Here is a 19,223-nt window from a genome sequence, read left to right as displayed (position 1 = left end):
GGACCTGCCTGCGCGTCGGGTTTCAAACCGGGCGGGGTACCCCGGCCTTATTCCATGTCCTTGAGCCAGGCGGTGTCCTTGAACCACTTGTCGTGGATTCGATCGTAGGTACCGTCGTGCTTGATCTGGTGCAGGAAGTTGTTGATGAAGTTAAGGCTGTCGTAATCACCTTTCTTCAGGCCGAAGGCCAGCGGCTCGAAGGTGAACGGCTTGTCCAGGAACAGCAGTTTGCCGGCACCGGCCTTGTTCACTGCAACCACGTTGTACGGCGCGTCGTAGACGAAGGCGTCAGCCTTGCCGTTGACCACGTCCATCACCGCTTCCTGTTCGTTGTCGTAGCCGTGGTATTTGGCCTTGCCGATCAGCTTCTTGGCAACCATCTCGCCGGTGGTGCCGAGCTTGGAGGTCAGGCGGTACTTCTCGTTGTTCAAATCTTTGTAGGACTTGATCTCGCCCGCCAGTTCCTTGCGGATCAGCAGGGTCTGCCCGACAACGATGAAGGGTTCGCTGAAGTTCAGCTTCAGGTTGCGTTCCTGGGTCAGGGTCATACCGCTGCTGATGATGTCGAACTTGTCGGTCATCAGTGCCGGGATGATGCCATCGTAGGAGGTGGAGACCATCTCCAGCTTGACGCCCATGGACTTGGCCATGGCCTTGAGGATATCGACTTCGAAGCCGACGATCTCGCCACGCTTGTTGGTCATCTGGAACGGCATGTAGGTAGGGTCCATGCCTGCACGCAGGGTGCCGCGCTTGACCGCCTCATCAATGGCGCCGGCTGCCTGGGCAGCACTGACTGCCATCAGCGCGGTAACGCCGACCAGCAGCATCGACAGATATTTTTTCAACATCACCAGATCCCCCAGCAAGAAAGCTCGAATTTTATTTTTGGCGCGAACCGTCCTACAGACGGGTGCGAGATATTCGAGGGGGATGCTAACGCATGGGCGGCGTTGTGGGTATCAGAAAAAGGGATGAAACAAATCGCGGGGCAAACCCGCCCCCACAGGGATTGTGGAAGCAGGCTTGCCCCGCGATAAGTCAGGCGCTGGCCAATGAAGGCTGCGCCACAGGCTCCGGATGCAACGGCAACAACGGCGAGTGCGGGTCGTTGGCGATCGACTGACGCCAGACGCCCAACCAGGCCTCGTTGCTCTCGGCCCAGACCCGCGTGTGCAAGCGCGCCAAAGCGACCGGATCGCTGAGCAATGCCAGACGGGTGTTGCCGTCCAGGCCGCTTGGGCCAAGGTCCAGTGCCTGGCCGATACGCTCGGCACGCAGCGATTCGATCGGTGCCGCGACGCCGTGACGGGCGGTGGCCAAGGCACAGGCCAGAGCATTCTGCTGCGGGTCGACCACGGCCCGGACGAAACCGTCATGCATGGCATGCCAGCGGTTCTCGTGGGTGTACTGGTCGGTTGCCAGCAACTCGTGAGGCGTGGCGTATTCCTCAGGAATCAGGAACAGGCTCTCGTCCTTGGCGCGCAGGCCCAGGTGCACCCGGCTGGAGATCACCGACACCGGGATCGACAGCATCAGCGAACCGACAATTGGCACCAGCCACCACAGGAAGCTCGGGTTCAGCCACGCCACCAGCAAGGCCCAGGCCACACCCAGCAAGGTCTGCGGACCATGACGGCGCACCGCTTCGCTCCACGGGGTGGAGTCATCGTCACGCTGCGGCGAGTTCCAGGTCGCGGCCCAGCCGAGGAACGCGGCCAGTACGAAGCGGGTGTGGAAAATCATCCGCACCGGTGCCAGCAGCATGGAGAACAGCATCTCCAGCAACATCGACAAGGTCACTTTGAAGCGCCCGCCGAACTCTTTCGCACCCTTGGCCCAGATCAGAATGACGCTGAGCAGCTTGGGCAGGAACAGCAGCACGATGGTGGTCGAGAACAGCGCAATGGCCTTCTCCGGGTGCCACTGTGGCCACAACGGATAGAGCTGACGCGGCTCAAGGAAGTACTGCGGCTCCATCAGGGTGTTGGTCGCCAGCAATGCTGTCGACAGCACCAGGAAGAAGAACCACAACGGCGCCGACAGGTACGACATCACCCCGGTGAGGAACACCGCACGGTGCACCGGGTGCATGCCCTTGACCAGAAACAGGCGGAAGTTCATCAGATTGCCGTGGCACCAACGCCGGTCGCGCTTGAGCTCGTCGAGCAGGTTCGGCGGCAATTCTTCATAGCTGCCCGGCAGATCGTAGGCAATCCACACGCCCCAGCCGGCACGGCGCATCAGCGCGGCTTCGACGAAGTCGTGGGAGAGGATCGCACCGGCGAACGCACCTTTGCCCGGCAACGGCGCCAGGGCGCAGTGCTCAATGAACGGCTTCATGCGGATAATCGCGTTATGGCCCCAGTAGTGCGACTCACCGAGCTGCCAGAAGTGCAGGCCAGCGGTGAACAGCGGGCCGTAGACGCGGGTCGCGAACTGCTGCATGCGCGCATACAGGGTATCCATGCCCGACGCTTTCGGCGCGGTCTGGATGATCCCGGCATCCGGGTTGGCTTCCATCAAGCGCACCAGGCTGGTCAGGCATTCGCCACTCATCACGCTGTCGGCGTCGAGGACCACCATGTAACGGTAGTCGCCGCCCCAGCGACGGCAGAAGTCGTCGAGGTTGCCGCTTTTGCGCTTCACCCGGCGGCGACGGCGGCGGTAGAAGATCCGCCCGAAGCCCTTGGCCTCGCGACAGACTTCCAGCCACGCCTGTTGTTCAGCCACAGCGATATCGCTGTCGTTGGTGTCACTGAGCACGAAAAAGTCGAAGCGGTCCAGGTCACCGGTAGCGGCAACCGACTCGAAGGTTGCGCGCAGGCCAGCAAACACCCGTGGCACATCTTCGTTGCAGATCGGCATGACGATGGCGGTACGCGCACCGGCCTCGATCGGCTCGTTACCGGCACTGCTGCCGGAGATGCGGTACTTGTCGCGGCCGGTCAGCAGCTCGAGAAAGCCCATCAACGCGGTCCAGAAACCGGCCGATACCCAGCAGAACAGGATACCGAACAGGATCAGGATGCTGGTCTGCAGTGCGTAAGGCCAGACCTGCGTGGCAGTCTGCAGCAACGACTGGTGGGTGATTTCGTCGAGATCGACGAACGACCAGCCCTGGTACGGCAGGATGCCTTTCATGTACCAGCCGGCAACGATGGTCTGACCGAGCATCAGCGCCAGCAGGATGTAGCGACGCATGGAGCCGACCCAGCGCCAGCGGGCCTTGGGCAGCTCACGCTTGGCTGGGGGCGGGGCATTGGTACGCCCGGTCAGGCGGCGCCAGGCGCGAATCAGGATGTTGGTGCGCCATGGCTCGGGAATCACCCGGGTACGACGGATCGGCGGCGTGGCCTTGAGGCACACCCGGCCACTGCCATCGACCGCGAGCATCTCGGCGTCGTGCATGTCCTGGGCGCTGTTCAGGGTCAGCCGCTCGCCGACCGAAGCCTGTACGGCTTCGGTGTCGCGAGTGCCCGGCTGGGCCGACAAACGTTGATGCAGCTCGCTGAACGAGGTGCAGCTGGCAAGTTCCGCCCGCTGCTCATCGCTCAGTGGTAAATGGGCCAGGTATTCGCCAAGCGATTCTGGCCGTGCTTGAGAGTTACTCATCGGCAGGCAACTGATAGCTCCAGGTCTCGGTCAACACCTGTTCGGTGGTGGCCGGTGCCCCAGTGGTGGACGCCGCGTCGGCGGCAGGTTGCTCGGCAGGCTTCTCGGCCTTGGCAGTTTTGGCTGCTGCCTTGTCCTGTTTAGCCGGTTTTGCTGGCTTGGCCGGCTCGACCGGGACGTCACGCAGCAGCGCTGCACGCATTTCCACGGACTTGCTCGGGTCTTTGACCTTCATCCGCAAGGTAAGGCGCCAGCCTTTGATTTCCGGGTTGTAACGCAGGTTGTTCTCGACCAGCTCCGCGTTGTCACCAATACTGACCTGGCTACGAACAGCGGTGTCTTCTGGCAGTTTAGCCAGCACCGGACCTTCGAAGTCGACCAAAAAGGCCAGGCTGCCGTCCGGCTGACGAATCAGGTTGGACTGCTTGACGTCACCGGTAGAGCGCAAGGTCTGCTTGACCCAACCGAGCTTAGGCGAATGGAACTCGGACTCGTCGATGGTCCAGTGCAGGCGGTAGGCGTACTCGAACGGTGTCCCCGGCTCCGGCAGTTTTTCCGGGCTCCAGAAAGCAACGATGTTGTCGTTGGTTTCATCGGCGGTCGGAATCTCGACCAGGTCGACAGTACCTTTGCCCCAGTCGCCGACAGGCTCGATCCAGGCGCTTGGACGCTTCTGGTAGTTGTCATCGAGGTCTTCGAACTGGCTGAACTCGCGCTGGCGCTGCAGCAAGCCGAAACCACGCGGGTTCTCGACGCTGAAGTTGCTCACGGCCAGGTGTTTCGGGTTGTTCAGCGGACGCCACAGCCATTCGCCGTTACCGGCATGGATCGACAGGCCCTCGGAGTCGTGCAGGGCTGGACGGTAGTTGAGCACCTTCGAAGGCTGGTTGCCGCCGAACAGGAACATGCTGGTCAGCGGGGCAATGCCCAGACGGCTAACGTGGTCACGCAGGAACACCTTGGATTTGACGTCGACAATGGTGTCGCTGCCCGGACGCAGGGTCAGTTTGTAGGCACCGGTGGAGCGCGGCGAGTCGAGCAGTGCGTAGATCACCAGGTGCTTGTCGGTGGCCTTCGGCTTTTCGATCCAGAACTCGGTGAAGCGCGGGAACTCTTCGCCGGACGGCAGCGCGGTATCGATGGCCAGGCCACGGGCGGACAGGCCATAGACATGGCCCTTGCCGACCACGCGGAAATAGCTGGCGCCAAGCAGGGTCATGATTTCATCCTGCTTGTCGGCTTTGTTGATCGGGTACAGCACGCGGAAACCGGCATAGCCGAGATTCTCGGTGGCCTTGGGGTCAAACTGCACGCTGCCGAAATCAAAGCGGTTCGGGTCGTACTTGATTTCCTCGACCTTGGTCGCGGTAACTTCGTTGATTTTCACCGGCGTGTCGAAATGCATGCCCTGGTGATAGAAGGACAGCTTGAACGGGGTCTTGTCCTTGGCCCACTCGGCCTTCTCCGGCAGAAAGCGGATCTGCTGGTAGTCGCCGTACTTCATGTCACGGAACACAGCGGGCAGATTGCTTTTCGGCGCTTCGTACTTCTGCCCGGCAAGATCCTTCGCCTTGGCCGCAACATCGTCAAGGTTGAACGCCCAGAGCTGACCTGCGCTGAGCAGGCCTACCAGCGTTGCGCCCGCCAACAAGGCCTTGCGCAGCCGATTGCCTGGGGTTCTTGGTGCATTACAGGGACTTACAATCACGAGCAACCCTCGCCGAAAACAGATCAAAAAACCAACGGCCAGCGACATATGCCAGGTTGGCGAGCACTGTTCGGACTCCGAAAGGGCGCAATGATTCCCCAAACGGTTCCGGACAGTCTCAAGTCAGAGTAAAACGAACCCACGAACGCAGGTCCACATAGCGCGCGATTATCCAGCAGGCGGCGTTACAACGCATCAGGCCGAACAAACTATTTATGCTACAAAACCCCTTGTTTTCCTGCAAACAGGGGTTTTTTGCTGTCAGATTTGTAACATAAATGTTACGGGGCCATCATTGATCAAGTGCACCTGCATGTCAGCCCCGAACTGACCACTGGCAACCGTGCCATGTAGCGTCTGGGCCTGGGCCAGCAAATAGTCGAACAGCTCAGCACCGAGGGCTGGCGGCGCTGCGGTGGAAAAGCTCGGGCGCAGGCCGCTCTGGGTGTCGGCGGCCAGGGTGAACTGCGACACCAGCAGCAGGCCACCGCCAATATCCTTGAGCGACAGGTTCATCTTGCCCTGGGGATCGCTGAACACCCGGTAGTTGAGCAGTTTGTGCAGCAATTTGTCGGCATGCGCCCGGCTATCACCGGGCTCCACCGCAACCAGAACCAACAGCCCCTGGTCAATTGCCCCTACCGTTTTGCCCTCGACATCTACCCGTGCGCCACGCACACGTTGCAGCAGCCCCTTCATGCCTCTTCCAAGGGCAGGTCGAGCAGGCGCCGGGCCATCTGGTCGGCAGCACGCACCAGGGCATCGGTGATACCCGGCTCGGAAGCAGCGTGACCGGCGTCGCGGATCACCTTCAGCTCACTGTTCGGCCAGGCCTGGTGCAGCTCCCAGGCGTTATCCAGCGGGCAGATCACATCGTAGCGGCCATGCACGATGACCGCCGGCAGATGGGCGATCTTCGGCATGTCGCGGATCAGTTGGTCCGGTTCGAGGAAGGCATTGTTGGTGAAGTAGTGACATTCGATACGGGCGATCGACAGCGCGCGCTGCGGCTCGGAAAAGCGATCGACCACCAGCGGGTTGGGCCGCAGGGTTGCAGTGCGCCCTTCCCAGGTGGACCAGGCCTTGGCCGCATGCATCTGGGCAATCTGGTCGTTGCCGGTCAGGCGCTTGTGGAAGGCCTTGACCAGGTCACTGCGTTCTTCCGCCGGGATTGGCGCGATGTAATCCTGCCAGTAGTCCGGGAACAGACGGCTGGCGCCGGCCTGATAGAACCACTCGATTTCTTGCGGGCGGCACAGAAAGATGCCGCGCAGGATCAGGCCGTGAACGCGCTCGGGGTGGGTCTGGGCATAAGCCAGGGCCAGGGTCGAGCCCCAGGAGCCGCCGAACAGCACCCATTTTTCGATCCCCAAGTGCTTGCGGATGCGCTCCATGTCTTCGATCAGATGCCAGGTGGTGTTGTTTTCCAGGCTGGCATGCGGGGTCGAGCGACCGCAGCCGCGCTGATCGAAGGTGATGATCCGGTACAGGTTGGGATCAAAGTAGCAACGGCTCTGGGCATCACAGCCAGCGCCCGGACCACCATGGATGAACAGCACCGGCAGACCTTCCGGCGAACCGCTCTCGTCGACGTACAGCACATGCGGTGCTTCCACGGCCAGATCGTGCCGGGCGTAGGGTTTGATCTGCGGGTACAAGGTCTGCATTACGCACTCCGTGTGGGAATTATTCTGCCGTTGGGCATCATAAACCTGAATTGCGCTTTGAGCATGTACCTGTGTTGATCTTGCCCCGCGATAGCTTCAGCGCGAGTAGTGCTCCTGCCCCCACGCCAACACTGTCTCCAGCAATTTCTTCAACACCACTTGGGTCGGCTGCGCCAGATCCTCGCGATAGCTGAACGGCTCGACCTCTTCCATATAGGTACTCTGCGCCAGCTCCAGCTGCACTGCATGGATATTGTTGGCCGGATCGCCATAGTGACGGGTGATATGCCCGCCCTTGAAGCGGCCATTGAGCACATGGCTGTACTGCCCGGCCTCGGCGCAGGCACCCTGCAGGCGTTCGGCCAGTTGCGGATCGCAACTGGCGCCATTGAAGGTGCCCAGGTTGAAGTCCGGCAGCTTGCCTTCGAACAGATGCGGGATATGCGACCGGATCGAGTGGGCATCCCATAGCAGTGCGTAGCCAAACTGCTCGCGTAAGCGCGCCAGCTCACGACGAATCGTGTCGTGATAAGGGCGCCAGATACCCTCCAGGTACTCCGCCCGCTCTTCTGCCGACGGCTCCTTGCCAGCCTGGAACAACGGCTCGCCCTCGAACAAGGTAGCCGGGTACAGGCCAGTGGTAGCACCGGCATACAATGGTTTGTCGTCATCTGGACGGTTCAGGTCAATGACGAAGCGTGAGTACTCGGCGGCCACCACGCTGGCCCCCAGCTCACGGGAAAAATCGTAAAGCTGCGGAATATGCCAGTCGGTATCCGGCAAGCTTTGCGCCTGCGCTACCAGCCCGGCCTTGACCACTGGCGTCAAACGCAGGCCAGCGTGAGGCATGCTGATCAGCAGCGGCAGGCTGCCTTGGTGAAAACTCAGTACCTTGTCCATAGGCCCTCCTTCAATTGAAAATTTCGCGGCCCAGACGTACCACCCGCTTAGGCAGGTCGCCGCCCAGCCAATAGCATAGGTCGGCCGGGCGCTCGATCTGCCAGGCAACAAAGTCCGCCACTTTACCGACTTCCAGCGAGCCATGACTGTGGCCCAGTCCCAACGCCGTGGCGGCATGCGTGGTGACGCCTGCCAGAGCCTCTTCCGGGGTCATGCGGAACAGGGTACAGGCCATGTTCAGCATCAGCCGTAGCGACAGCGCCGGCGAAGTGCCGGGGTTCAGGTCGGTGGCGATGGCAATCTTCACCCCGTGTTTGCGCAAGGCATCCATCGGTGGCAGTTGGGTCTCGCGCAAAAAGTAAAACGCACCGGGCAACAGCACCGCCACGGTGCCGGCCGCGGCCATGGCAATGGCATCGTCCTCGGTCATGAACTCCAGGTGATCAGCCGACAGTGCCTGGTAGCGCGCAGCCAGGCTGGAGCCTGCCAGAGACGACAGTTGCTCGGCATGCAGCTTGATCGGCAGGCCCAGTTCGCGGGCCTTGATGAACACCCGCTCGACCTGATCCGGGGAGAACGCCAGGTATTCGCAGAATGCATCCACGGCATCGACCAGCCCCTCGGCCGCCAAGGCCGGGAGCATCACCTCGCAGATATGGCTGATGTAGTCGTCAGCCCGATCCTTGTACTCCGGCGGCAAAGCATGGGCAGCAAGGCAGGTACTGCGCACGGTCAGCGGCAGCTCTTCACCGAGGCGGCGAATGACTTTGAGCAGCTTGCGCTCGCTGGCAAGGTCCAGACCGTAGCCGGACTTGATCTCCAGGGTGGTGACGCCATCACGCATCAACGCCTGGACCCGCTGGCGAGCACTGCTGAACAGTTCATCTTCGCTGGCCGCCCGGGTCGCCCGCACGGTGCTGGCAATGCCACCACCCTGTGCGGCGATTTCGGCATAGCTGACCCCTTGCAGGCGCTGCTCGAACTCGCCGCTGCGATTGCCACCGAACACCGCGTGAGTATGGCAATCGACCAGCCCCGGAGTGACCCAGGCGCCGCCCAGGTCCACGCTTCTGTCAGCGTTCAGCGCCGGCAGCGACTGGCGCGGGCCGATCCACTCGATGTGGCCGGCGCTGGTGATGATCGCCGCGTCCTCGATAATCGAGTAAGCGCCTTGGGCCATGCTCGCCACATGGCAGTGCTGCCAGAGGGTTCTCATGCAATGTCTCCGTTTCTAGCGGTGAAGTTGGGACGGATCCTGGGCCAGCGGCGCTTCGCCCTTGGCTGCCCGTGGCCTGCACCACAGCAGGTACGAGGCGACCAGGAACAGCACCCAGACCACGCCGACCAGCAGCGCTGCCTGAGTATCAGGGAAGTAACCGAGCACGCCGAACACGAACAGCATGAAGGCAATTGCCGCTGCCGGACCGTACGGCCAGAACGGCACCGGGAACTTCAGCTCGGCGACTTCTTCACGGCTCATGCTGCGGCGCATGGCAACCTGGGTCACCAGGATCATCAGCCAGACCCAGACGGTCGCAAAGGTAGCGATCGAGGCAATCAGCAGGAACACGTTTTCCGGAATCAGGTAGTTGAGCACCACGCCACCGAGCAAGGCCGCACCCATGACCAGCACGGTCATCCACGGCACACCGTGACGGGAGATTTTCGCGAAGCCCTTGGGCGCATGCCCCTGCTGGGCCAGGCCGTACATCATGCGGCCGGCACCAAAGATATCGCTGTTGATTGCCGACACTGCCGCCGAGATCACCACGATGTTCAACACAGTCGCCGCCGAGCCGATCCCGAGGTTACTGAAGATCTGCACGAACGGGCTGCCTTGGCTGCCGATCTGCGGCCATGGGTACAGGCACATCAGCACGAACAGGGTCAGGACATAGAACAGCAGGATACGTATCGGTACCGCGTTGATCGCCTTGGGCAGCACGCGCTGCGGGTCCTTGGCCTCACCGGCGGTGATGCCGATGATTTCGATACCACCAAAGGCAAACATCACCACGGCGAAGGAAGCGATCAGACCGCCTATGCCATTGGGCATGAAGCCGCCATGGTCGAACAGGTTGCTGATACCCACGGTGTTGCCGGCACTGGCGTTGTTCAGGCCGAAAATCATGATGCCGAAGCCGCCCAGGATCATCGCGACAATGGCACCGACCTTGAGCAGCGACAGCCAGAATTCCATCTCGCCGAAGACTTTGACGTTACACAGGTTCAGGCCGCCAATGAGGAAGACGATCCCCAGCACCCAGATCCAACGGGCAACTTCGGGAAACCAAAAGCCCATATAAATGCCGAAAGCGGTCACGTCGGCGATACAGACGATGATCATTTCAAAGGCATAGGTCCAGCCCAGGATGAAACCCGACATCGGTCCCAGATAGGTAGTGGCATAGCTGCCGAACGAGCCGGAGACCGGGTTGTGCACGGCCATCTCACCCAGTGCGCGCATAACCATGAACACCGCCGCGCCGCCGATCAGGTAGGCCAGCAACACGGCGGGGCCGGCCATCTGGATCGCCGAAGCAGAGCCATAGAACAACCCGGTACCGATTGCCGAGCCTAGTGCCATAAAACGAATGTGTCGCGCGGTCAGCCCGCGCTTGAGACCTTGAGCTTCTTGCATGTCACGTCCTTATTTTTGTTCTGGTCGTGAGGATGGTCGGGCCGTTTGTCGAACATCGGGGGGGCAAGTCGGGTCGCCGCACCGCCGCTCCCACAGTGGGAGCGGCTTACCCCGCGATGAATAACGCAACGACCCCAGAGGCATTACAGGCTAGGCAGGACCTTGGCCGGCAGCAGGGTGGTCAGCGAGCCTTCGGCCAGCAGGGCGATGGCCGCCTCGATGTCCGGCGCGAAGAAACGGTCCTTCTCGTAGAAGGCGACCTTGCCACGCAGGGTCTGCCGCGCCTGCTCCAGCTTCGGCGAGGTTTTCAGGCCTTCGCGCAGGTCCAGGCCCTGGGCTGCAGCCAGCCACTCCACGGCAAGCACACCGCGGGTGTTTTCAGCCATTTCCCACAGACGCTTGCCGGCAGCCGGAGCCATCGACACGTGGTCTTCCTGGTTGGCCGAGGTCGGCAGGCTGTCGACGCTGTGCGGATGCGCCAGCGCCTTGTTCTCGCTGGCCAGCGCGGCCGCGGTCACCTGGGCGATCATGAAGCCGGAGTTGACCCCGCCGTTAGCCACCAGGAACGGCGGCAACTGAGACATGTGCTTGTCCATCATCAGCGAGATACGGCGTTCGCTCAGCGAGCCGATCTCGGCGATGGCCAGGGCCATGTTGTCAGCGGCCATGGCCACGGGTTCAGCGTGGAAGTTACCACCGGAGATCACGTCACCTTCGTTAGCGAACACCAGCGGGTTGTCGGACACGGCGTTGGCTTCGATCACCAGCACCTCGGCAGCTTGACGGAACTGGGTCAGGCAGGCGCCCATGACCTGTGGCTGGCAGCGCAGCGAGTACGGGTCCTGGACCTTGCCGCAGTTTTCGTGGGAGGCCGAGACTTCGCTGCCGTCACCGAGCAAGTCGCGGTAACAGGCGGCGGCATCGATCTGGCCGCGCTGACCACGGGCGGCATGGATGCGGGCGTCGAACGGCGAGCGCGAACCCAGCACCGCTTCGACCGTCAAGGCACCGATCGATGTCGCTGCGGCGTACAGATCCTCGCCTTCGAACAGACCGCGCAGGGCATAGGCGGTGGAAGCCTGGGTGCCATTGAGCAGCGCCAGCCCCTCCTTGGCCGCCAGGGTCAGCGGTTCAAGACCGGCAACTGCCAGCGCTTCGGTGGCCGACAGCCATTGGCCGTTGTAGCGAGCTTTACCTTCACCAAGCAGTACCAGCGACATGTGCGCCAGCGGTGCCAGGTCGCCGGAAGCGCCCACCGAACCTTTGAGCGGGATGTGCGGGTAGACCTCGGCGTTGATCAACGCGATCAGTGCGTCGATCACCTTGCGGCGAATGCCGGAGAAGCCACGGCTCAGGCTGTTGACCTTGAGCACCATGATCAGCCGTACCAGAGCATCATCGATAGGCTGGCCAACGCCGGCGGCGTGGGACAGCACCAGCGAGCGCTGCAGGTTTTCCAGGTCATGGCTGGCGATGCGGGTCGAAGCCAGCAGGCCGAAACCGGTGTTGATGCCATAGGCAGTGCGGTTTTCCGCCAGGATCTGCTCGACACAAGCGACGCTGTCGTCAATCTGCTGATCGGCGCTGGCATCCAGCTTGAGCTTTACTGGCTGCTGGTAGATCGCACGCAGCTGAGCCAGGGTCAGGGTGCCGGGCTTGAGGGTCAATTCAGTCACGTTAATGCTCCGTACTCGTGAGGCGTATACGCCTGCATAGATATCAGTATCAACCATTTACCGCAGATCAGCCGGTGATCATCGGCAGGTTCAAGCCTTGTTCTTTGGCGCAGTCGATGGCGATCTGGTAACCGGCATCGGCGTGACGCATGACACCGGTGGCCGGGTCGTTGTGCAGGACGCGGGCGATACGCTCGGCAGCCTCGTCGGTACCGTCACAGACGATGACCATGCCCGAGTGCTGCGAGAAGCCCATGCCGACGCCACCACCATGGTGCAGGGATACCCAGGTCGCGCCGCTGGCGGTATTGAGCAGGGCGTTGAGCAGCGGCCAGTCGGAGACAGCGTCAGAGCCATCGCGCATCGATTCGGTTTCGCGGTTGGGGCTTGAGACCGAGCCCGAATCCAGGTGGTCGCGGCCGATAACGATCGGTGCCGACAGCTCACCGCTGCGCACCATTTCGTTGAACGCCAGGCCCAGCTTGGCGCGCAGGCCCAGACCGACCCAGCAGATACGCGCCGGCAGGCCCTGGAAGCTGATGCGCTCGCGGGCCATGTCCAGCCAGTTGTGCAGATGCGTGTCGTCCGGGATCAGTTCCTTGACCTTGGCGTCGGTCTTGTAGATGTCTTCGGCGTTACCCGACAGCGCCGCCCAACGGAACGGGCCGATACCGCGGCAGAACAGCGGACGGATGTAGGCCGGCACGAAGCCCGGGAAGTCAAAGGCATTGCTCACGCCCTCTTCCTTGGCCATTTGACGAATGTTGTTGCCATAGTCGAAGGTCGGCACGCCCTGCTTCTGGAACTCGAGCATGGCTTTGACGTGTACGGCCATGGATTGCTTGGCAGCTTTGACCACTGCCGCAGGCTCGGTTTGCGCGCGGTCGCGGTACTGCTCCCAGGTCCAGCCGGCTGGCAGGTAACCGTTGAGCGGGTCGTGGGCACTGGTCTGGTCGGTGACCATGTCAGGGCGCACGCCACGCTTGATCAGCTCAGGCAGAATTTCTGCGGCGTTGCCCAGCAGGGCGATGGAGATGGCTTTGCCTTCGGCGGTGTACTTGGCGATACGGGCCAGGGCGTCATCGAGGTCCTTGGCTTGCTCGTCGACATAACGGCTGCTCAGGCGGAAGTCGATACGGCTCTGCTGGCATTCGATGTTCAGCGAGCAGGCGCCGGCCAGGGTTGCCGCCAGCGGCTGGGCACCGCCCATGCCACCGAGGCCTGCGGTCAGTACCCACTTGCCCTTGAGGCTGCCGTTGTAGTGCTGGCGGCCGGCCTCGACGAAGGTTTCGTAGGTGCCCTGAACGATGCCCTGGCTGCCGATGTAGATCCAGCTGCCGGCGGTCATCTGGCCGTACATGGCCAGGCCCTTGGCATCCAGTTCGTTGAAATGCTCCCAGTTGGCCCAGTGCGGCACCAGGTTGGAGTTGGCGATCAGTACGCGCGGGGCGTTGCTGTGGGTCTTGAACACGCCGACCGGCTTGCCCGACTGCACCAGCAGGGTTTCGTCTTCATTGAGGTTGGTCAGGCTCTCGACGATCTTGTCGTAGCACTCCCAGTTACGCGCGGCACGGCCAATACCACCGTAAACCACCAGTTCTTTCGGGTTTTCTGCGACTTCCGGGTCGAGGTTGTTCATCAGCATGCGCAGCGGCGCTTCAGTCAACCAGCTCTTGGCGGTGAGCTTGTTGCCGCGTGCAGCGCGGATTTCGACGTCACGGAATTTTTTGAAGTTGTTGTCAGTCACGGAAATGGCTCCTAAGCGATCAGTCCAAACCAACCCAGGCATTGGGTGTGTGATGGTGCTTATACAAACACATCTTTACTTGTATGTACAAGCATAGGCAATCAAAATACCAACGCTTCCAGACCAGCGCTTACAAAGCTGAAACGCAGACGCTAGAGCCCCGCAGCACCTGGTTTTGATCAGCAGAAAAAAAATTTCAGGGGATAAACGGTGAAATGAAGCCGACCAGTGGCGTTGCACCACATTGGGACAATCGGTAATAACCTCGGCCGAGGTGCTCGGCCGAGGTATAACAAAATCAGTGTGGCGTCAGCTCGATCAGGCAGCAGCGGCCCTGCACATTCAAAGTCTGCAGGCTGGCGTTATCTTGCAGCTGCAAGCAATCGTAACGTCCGAGCTGATGCTCGCCCTGCCCGGCCAGTGTCACTTCCACCTGGGAAGCGGCGGCAAACAGCAACAGGGTCGAGGCCGAGCTGAACACCCGCTGGCTGCCATCCAGCCACTGCAGGCGCGCACGGTAACGCTCGGGGGCGTAGATCAGGTTGAAATCGCGAATTGAACCACCGAGCAAGGTGCAGCTGACCTGGCTTTCGCCACTGAACGCAAAGGCATCGAAAGGCAACAGCGGCCGTGTTGCCTGGCCATCGACCTGCAAGCGCATGCCCTCGCCTTCAAGCACGGTGATGATCCGCTGATAACCGGCGAAACTGGAAAAACCTCCCGACCCGGCGATGTCGGCAATCGACAGGCGCCAGCCGAAACCGTCAAGGCCTTCGCCGGCATCACGGGTGATCTCTTCGGTACTGCCGCCACCGTTCTTCCACGGCATGCGGGGGTAGTCTTTGGCGCGTAAAACCTGCAACTGGCTCATTTGCTGAAGCGTCCTTCCAGACGATGACGGGAACCGGGGTGAATCAGACGAGCGGCAGTCACTGGCTGACGACCCGACCAGGTGCGGCGGCGGATCAACAGGCACGGCTCGCCCTGTTCGATTTGCAACAAGCGGCATTCTTCCGGCTCGGCGAGGATCGCCTCGACCACGTGCTCCCCCTCAGTCAGCGGTGCAACCTGGGACAGGTAAGCGTAAGGCGTCTGCCGGGTGAAATCCTGCTTGAGATAATCCGGGGCGATCTGCGCGTTGACGAAGCGGTCTTCGATCTGCACGGCAATGCCGTTTTCGTAGTGCACGATCAGCGAGTGGAACACCCGCTGGCCTTCACGCATGTCCAGGGCCAGGGCGCGCTCGGAGCCGGCAGATTCCTCGGCGAGGGTGATCACCTTGCACGTGTGTTGATGGCCACGGGCGGCGATCTCATCGGCAATGTTGTTGACCTCGAACAGCGCCGAGCGGGTCTTGGGCTCGGCGACGAAGGTGCCGACGCCTTGCATGCGCACCAACAGCCCTTCGGCAGTCAGTTCGCGCAAGGCACGGTTGATGGTCATGCGGCTGAAGCCCAGCTGGCTGACCAGCTCGCTTTCCGACGGCACCCGATGGTGCGGCGGCCAGCTGCCATTCTGGATCTGCTGGGCAATCATCTGCTTGACCCGGGCATACAGCGGCGCCGGCCCCTCGCCCATCTGGGCAACCAGCGCGGAGACAGGAGGTGTCGGCACGGAAAATATCCTTGTTCGGTTGAATGAACGGTAGCTTGCCGGAGTTTACCCAGCAGGCAAACGTCTGTATATGTATATACAAATAATCACAATGAGGTGCTGCGTCGATGTCCGTCTTCTTTGCCGAGCGCGCTCTGCTGCCTACCGGCTGGGCCGAAAACGTCCGAATCGAGGTCGGCGCCGATGGCCTGCTGGCCAGCCTCCAGACCGGTGGCTCGGCTGAAGGCGCTGAGCGTCTGGCCGGCCCGTTGTTGCCAGGCATGCCCAACCTGCACTCGCATGCATTCCAGCGCGCCATGGCCGGGCTGGCCGAGGTCGCCGGCAACCCCAATGACAGCTTCTGGACCTGGCGCGAGCTGATGTACCGCCTGGTCGGCAAGATCAGCCCGGAACAGCTGCAAGTCATCGCCCGTCAGCTGTACATCGAAATGCTCAAGGCCGGTTACACCTCGGTTGCAGAATTCCACTATGTGCATCATGACGCTCAGGGCCAGGCCTATGCCGATCCGGCCGAGCTGTCCTTGCGCATCAGCCAGGCGGCCAGCGCCAGCGGCATTGGCCTGACATTGCTGCCGGTGCTGTATAGCCACTCAGGCTTTGGCGGCCAGACGCCGAATGAAGGCCAGCGGCGCTTTATCAACAGCACCGAACAGTACCTGAGCCTGCAAGCACGCCTGGCGCCGCTGTTGGCCAAGCAACCGGCGCAAGCCCTGGGCCTGTGCTTCCACTCCCTGCGCGCGGTCACCCCGGCGCAGATTGCCGAGGTCCTGGCCGCCAGCGACAAGGCCTGCCCGGTGCATATCCATATCGCCGAGCAGCAGAAGGAAGTCGATGACTGCCTGGCCTGGAGCGGACGCCGTCCTCTGCAATGGCTGTACGAAAACACCGAAGTCGACCAGCGCTGGTGCCTGATCCACGCCACCCATGCCGAACCCGATGAAGTCGAGCTGATGGCCCGCAGTGGCGCAATCGCCGGCCTGTGCCTGACCACCGAAGCGAACCTCGGCGACGGGATTTTCCCGGCAGTGGACTACCTGGCCCGGGGCGGTCGCCTGGGGATTGGGTCTGACAGCCATGTGTCGTTGAGCGTGGTCGAGGAGCTGCGCTGGCTGGAGTATGGCCAGCGCCTGCGTGACCAGCGCCGCAACCGCCTGTATCGCGGCGACCAGCCAATGGTTGGACGTACCCTCTTCGATGCCGCACTCAGCGGCGGTGCCCAAGCCTTGGGACAACCGATCGGCGAACTGGCGGTGGGCAAGCGCGCTGACTGGCTGGTGCTCGATGGCGATGATCCGTACCTGGCGACCACTCGCGAAGACGGGATTCTCAACCGCTGGTTATTTGCCGGAGGGGATCGTCAAGTGCGTGATGTGATGGTCAACGGCCAGTGGGTGGTACGCCAGGGGCGGCATGCCCAGGAAGAAGACAGCGCACGGGAATTTACCGCGGTGCTGCGGACTTTGCTGGGCTGAGCTATCGCGGGGCAAGCCCGCTCCCACAGGATTTGTGTGTTTGTGGGAACGGGCTTGCCCCGCGATAAGGCCCTCAGTGCTTGTGCGCAACCATGTCCTTGTCCGCCACCCGCCAGATCAGGCGGTTGGTGTCATAACCCTGCTGACGCGCCTTGGCCAGCAGGCTTTCCCGCTGCCAGGCCGGAACGTTCGGCGTGCGCGAAAGAATCCACAGGTACCTACGATCCGGGTTACCAACCAGCGCGGTTTGATAGTCGTCGCCGACATACAGCACCCAGTATTCGCCCTTGGTTATTCCCGGCAGCACTGTCGAGAACCAATTGTCGAACTCCACCCAGAGTTTGTCAGTCTTGCCCGAAACCTGGGGCGTGGCGTTGCCGCTGGCTTCCTGCCACTCACCCTCAAGGGTCTGACAGCGGTTGAGCACACCGACCGTACCATCAGGTTTGAGGTTGTAGTGGGCCTCGGACTGGGCGCAATCGCGCTGGAAAAACATCGGCAGGCGCGCCAGTTCAAACCACTTGCCCTGGTAACGCTTGAAGTCGACGCTATCGACCGTCTTCGGCGGGATCGGCCCCGTGCCCGAGTTGGCACAGCCACCCAGGACCAGGCCGATACACAGGGCCAGCAGCAGGTGTAGCGGTTTCATTTGAGCCCCTGTCCTGAGTACATCAGCACCTTGTCGCCGGCGTATTGCACGCTGATAAAGCTCTTCTCGTCACCCCAAGTGCAACTGGACATGCCCAGGGCGCCGGAGCACTCCTTCGGCGTGCCGAGCAGCTTTTCGACCTCGGCCTTGGCCATGCCAGCCTTGAGCTGTGAATAGTTTTCCTGGTTGATTTTGTTGCACGCAGTCAGAAATACGCACAAGGACAACAGGGCGAGGGAACGCAACGACATGAAAGGTCACTCCTGGACATGAGGGTGCAGGCGCGATGGCCTACCGACAGCTTAGAAGGGAAAAACCGACTCTGGTTCCCCAGCTTCAGCGCTTTCCTGACGCCAAATCCCTGCCTTTGGTCGCATAGCGTCACATCCGCACTAATCTTTTGCCCAAAGCGGACGACACAGGGAGACGCTGCGACGCATTGCCGCGCCCTCCCCGTTGACCCGCCTTGTGCAGACAGACCCCGCAATGACAAAAAACCTGAAGTTCAGCCACAAGATTCTGCTCGCCGCCGCCCTGGTGGTCGCTGTCGCCTTTACCTGCTTTGTCCTGTTCAACGATTACCGCCAGCGTCAGACCCTGCGTAGCAATACCGAGGCCTCCATGCGCGAACTCGGCAGTTTGACCAGCAGCAACATCCAGACCTGGCTGCAGAGCCGCATACAGATCCTGCAGTCGCTGTCCCAGCAAGTGGCCGTCGATGGCGCCAGCAAAGACAGCCTGACCCACAGCCTCAACCTGCCGGTGTATGGCAACAATTTCCTCCTGACCTATTTCGGCGGCCAGGATGGCTACATGCAGTCGGTGCCCCTGGGCAGCCGCCCCGCCGACTACGATCCACGCGTGCGTGGCTGGTACAAGGCCGCCAGCAGCGCCGGCCAGACCATCGTCACCGAACCTTATATTTCGGCCTCCGCCAACAAGCTGGTGATTACCCTGGCCACGCCTGTGCAACATCAAGGCAAGCTGATCGGGGTCAATGGTGCCGACACCGACCTGGACAGCATCAGCGCAATCATCAACGCCCTGGACTTCGACGGTCACGGTCAGGCATTCATCGTCAACGGCGACGGCAAGATCCTGGTCCACCCCGACAGCAAGCTGGTGCTGAAAAACCTCAGTGAGGCCTACCCAAAGAACACTCCGCAGATCGGCAGTGGTCTCAAGGAGGCCGAACAAGGGGGTCAGCAGCAGTTCATCAGCTTCACCAAGGTCAATGGCGTGCCCTCAGCCGACTGGTATGTGGCACTGGTGCTCGACCAGGACTTCGCCTTCGCCATGCTCAGCGAACTGCGCACCTCGGCGATTGTCGCCACGGTGATTGCGGTGCTGATCATCATCGCCCTGCTGGGCCTGCTGATCCGCGTCCTGATGGAACCGCTGCACGTCATGGGCCGGGCGATGCACGACATCGCTGAAGGTGAAGGCGACCTGACCCGCCGCCTGCGCATTCACGGCCAGGACGAATTCGGCAGCCTCGGCCAGTCGTTCAACCGTTTTGTCGAGCGCATCCATG

General features: G+C 61.7%; 15 protein-coding genes and 1 pseudogene. 2 read left to right on the top strand and 14 right to left on the bottom strand.

The window, feature by feature from the left end; translation table 11 throughout:
- Positions 1 to 47 precede the first annotated feature (47 nt).
- The 12 genes from C6382_RS13615 to hutC all read right to left on the bottom strand — a co-directional run bounded on the left by C6382_RS13615 (position 48) and on the right by hutC (position 15,532).
- Positions 48 to 848 (bottom strand): transporter substrate-binding domain-containing protein, encoded by an 801-nt coding sequence (locus tag C6382_RS13615; protein WP_178082779.1) that lies wholly within the window; start codon positions 846 to 848, stop codon positions 48 to 50.
- Positions 849 to 1,041: 193 nt separating this feature from the next.
- Positions 1,042 to 3,615: a glucans biosynthesis glucosyltransferase MdoH gene (mdoH, locus tag C6382_RS13610; protein ID WP_107024955.1), complete on the bottom strand. Its 2,574-nt coding sequence runs from the start codon at positions 3,613 to 3,615 to the stop codon at positions 1,042 to 1,044.
- On the bottom strand, positions 3,608 to 5,323 hold the full coding sequence (locus C6382_RS13605) for a glucan biosynthesis protein G (protein ID WP_107024979.1): 1,716 nt from the start codon (positions 5,321 to 5,323) through the stop codon (positions 3,608 to 3,610). The genes mdoH and C6382_RS13605 overlap by 8 nt, the downstream gene beginning before the upstream one ends.
- 261 nt (positions 5,324 to 5,584) lie before the next feature.
- Positions 5,585 to 6,022: a D-aminoacyl-tRNA deacylase gene (gene dtd, locus C6382_RS13600; RefSeq protein WP_107024954.1), complete on the bottom strand. Its 438-nt coding sequence runs from the start codon at positions 6,020 to 6,022 to the stop codon at positions 5,585 to 5,587.
- Positions 6,019 to 6,990: a prolyl aminopeptidase gene (gene pip, locus C6382_RS13595; RefSeq protein WP_107024953.1), complete on the bottom strand. Its 972-nt coding sequence runs from the start codon at positions 6,988 to 6,990 to the stop codon at positions 6,019 to 6,021. The genes dtd and pip overlap by 4 nt, the downstream gene beginning before the upstream one ends.
- Positions 6,991 to 7,086: 96 nt before the next feature.
- Positions 7,087 to 7,890: an N-formylglutamate deformylase gene (gene hutG, locus C6382_RS13590; RefSeq protein WP_107024952.1), complete on the bottom strand. Its 804-nt coding sequence runs from the start codon at positions 7,888 to 7,890 to the stop codon at positions 7,087 to 7,089.
- 10 nt (positions 7,891 to 7,900) lie between these two features.
- Entirely contained in the window at positions 7,901 to 9,106 is a 1,206-nt protein-coding gene (gene hutI, locus C6382_RS13585) for an imidazolonepropionase (protein ID WP_107024951.1), read from the bottom strand.
- Positions 9,107 to 9,121: 15 nt separating this feature from the next.
- On the bottom strand, positions 9,122 to 10,531 hold the full coding sequence (locus tag C6382_RS13580; protein ID WP_107024950.1) for an amino acid permease: 1,410 nt from the start codon (positions 10,529 to 10,531) through the stop codon (positions 9,122 to 9,124).
- Positions 10,532 to 10,674: 143 nt separating this feature from the next.
- Complete coding sequence (hutH, locus tag C6382_RS13575) at positions 10,675 to 12,207, bottom strand: histidine ammonia-lyase (RefSeq protein WP_107024949.1); 1,533 nt, start codon at positions 12,205 to 12,207, stop codon at positions 10,675 to 10,677.
- A 67-nt stretch (positions 12,208 to 12,274) separates the two neighbouring features.
- A complete protein-coding gene (hutU, locus tag C6382_RS13570) occupies positions 12,275 to 13,954 on the bottom strand; it encodes a urocanate hydratase (RefSeq protein ID WP_107024948.1) in 1,680 nt (559 codons plus the stop codon).
- Between the two features lie 298 nt (positions 13,955 to 14,252).
- The gene (locus C6382_RS13565; RefSeq protein ID WP_107024947.1) at positions 14,253 to 14,825 is read right to left on the bottom strand and encodes a HutD family protein; all 573 of its coding nucleotides are present in this window, start codon (positions 14,823 to 14,825) and stop codon (positions 14,253 to 14,255) included.
- Complete coding sequence (gene hutC, locus C6382_RS13560; protein ID WP_178082777.1) at positions 14,822 to 15,532, bottom strand: histidine utilization repressor; 711 nt, start codon at positions 15,530 to 15,532, stop codon at positions 14,822 to 14,824. The genes C6382_RS13565 and hutC overlap by 4 nt, the downstream gene beginning before the upstream one ends.
- Before the next feature lie 143 nt (positions 15,533 to 15,675).
- Here hutC and C6382_RS13555 point away from each other — a divergent pair, with 143 nt between their 5' ends.
- Positions 15,676 to 17,040 carry a formimidoylglutamate deiminase gene (locus C6382_RS13555; protein WP_107024945.1) on the top strand — a complete coding sequence of 455 codons (1,365 nt, stop codon included), beginning with the start codon at positions 15,676 to 15,678 and terminating at the stop codon, positions 17,038 to 17,040.
- 73 nt (positions 17,041 to 17,113) lie between these two features.
- Here the strand turns inward: C6382_RS13555 and C6382_RS13550 are convergent, their stop codons facing one another.
- Positions 17,114 to 17,689: a lipocalin family protein gene (locus C6382_RS13550; RefSeq protein ID WP_107024944.1), complete on the bottom strand. Its 576-nt coding sequence runs from the start codon at positions 17,687 to 17,689 to the stop codon at positions 17,114 to 17,116.
- Positions 17,686 to 17,940, bottom strand: a complete 255-nt coding sequence (gene bamE / locus C6382_RS13545; RefSeq protein WP_107024943.1) for an outer membrane protein assembly factor BamE — start codon at positions 17,938 to 17,940, stop codon at positions 17,686 to 17,688. Before bamE ends, C6382_RS13550 begins: the two co-directional genes overlap by 4 nt.
- 235 nt (positions 17,941 to 18,175) lie before the next feature.
- Between bamE and C6382_RS24665 the strand changes: the two are divergent.
- Positions 18,176 to 19,213, top strand: a pseudogene (locus tag C6382_RS24665) (cache domain-containing protein); the annotation flags it as partial.
- Positions 19,214 to 19,223: the final 10 nt, after the last annotated feature.

Source organism: Pseudomonas sp. BBP2017 (genome assembly GCF_003024385.1).
Taxonomy (GTDB): domain Bacteria; phylum Pseudomonadota; class Gammaproteobacteria; order Pseudomonadales; family Pseudomonadaceae; genus Aquipseudomonas.
This window is presented reverse-complemented; position numbering and strand designations above follow the sequence as displayed.

Coding starts and splice junctions, on each gene's coding strand:
- mdoH (WP_107024955.1), bottom strand. CDS start 3,615: ATGAGTAACTCTCAAGCACGGCCAGAATCGCTTGGCGAATACCTGGCC.
- dtd (WP_107024954.1), bottom strand. CDS start 6,022: ATGAAGGGGCTGCTGCAACGTGTGCGTGGCGCACGGGTAGATGTCGAG.
- pip (WP_107024953.1), bottom strand. CDS start 6,990: ATGCAGACCTTGTACCCGCAGATCAAACCCTACGCCCGGCACGATCTG.
- hutG (WP_107024952.1), bottom strand. CDS start 7,890: ATGGACAAGGTACTGAGTTTTCACCAAGGCAGCCTGCCGCTGCTGATC.
- hutI (WP_107024951.1), bottom strand. CDS start 9,106: ATGAGAACCCTCTGGCAGCACTGCCATGTGGCGAGCATGGCCCAAGGC.
- C6382_RS13580 (WP_107024950.1), bottom strand. CDS start 10,531: ATGCAAGAAGCTCAAGGTCTCAAGCGCGGGCTGACCGCGCGACACATT.
- C6382_RS13565 (WP_107024947.1), bottom strand. CDS start 14,825: ATGAGCCAGTTGCAGGTTTTACGCGCCAAAGACTACCCCCGCATGCCG.
- hutC (WP_178082777.1), bottom strand. CDS start 15,532: ATGGGCGAGGGGCCGGCGCCGCTGTATGCCCGGGTCAAGCAGATGATT.
- C6382_RS13555 (WP_107024945.1), top strand. CDS start 15,676: ATGTCCGTCTTCTTTGCCGAGCGCGCTCTGCTGCCTACCGGCTGGGCC.
- C6382_RS13550 (WP_107024944.1), bottom strand. CDS start 17,689: ATGAAACCGCTACACCTGCTGCTGGCCCTGTGTATCGGCCTGGTCCTG.
- bamE (WP_107024943.1), bottom strand. CDS start 17,940: ATGTCGTTGCGTTCCCTCGCCCTGTTGTCCTTGTGCGTATTTCTGACT.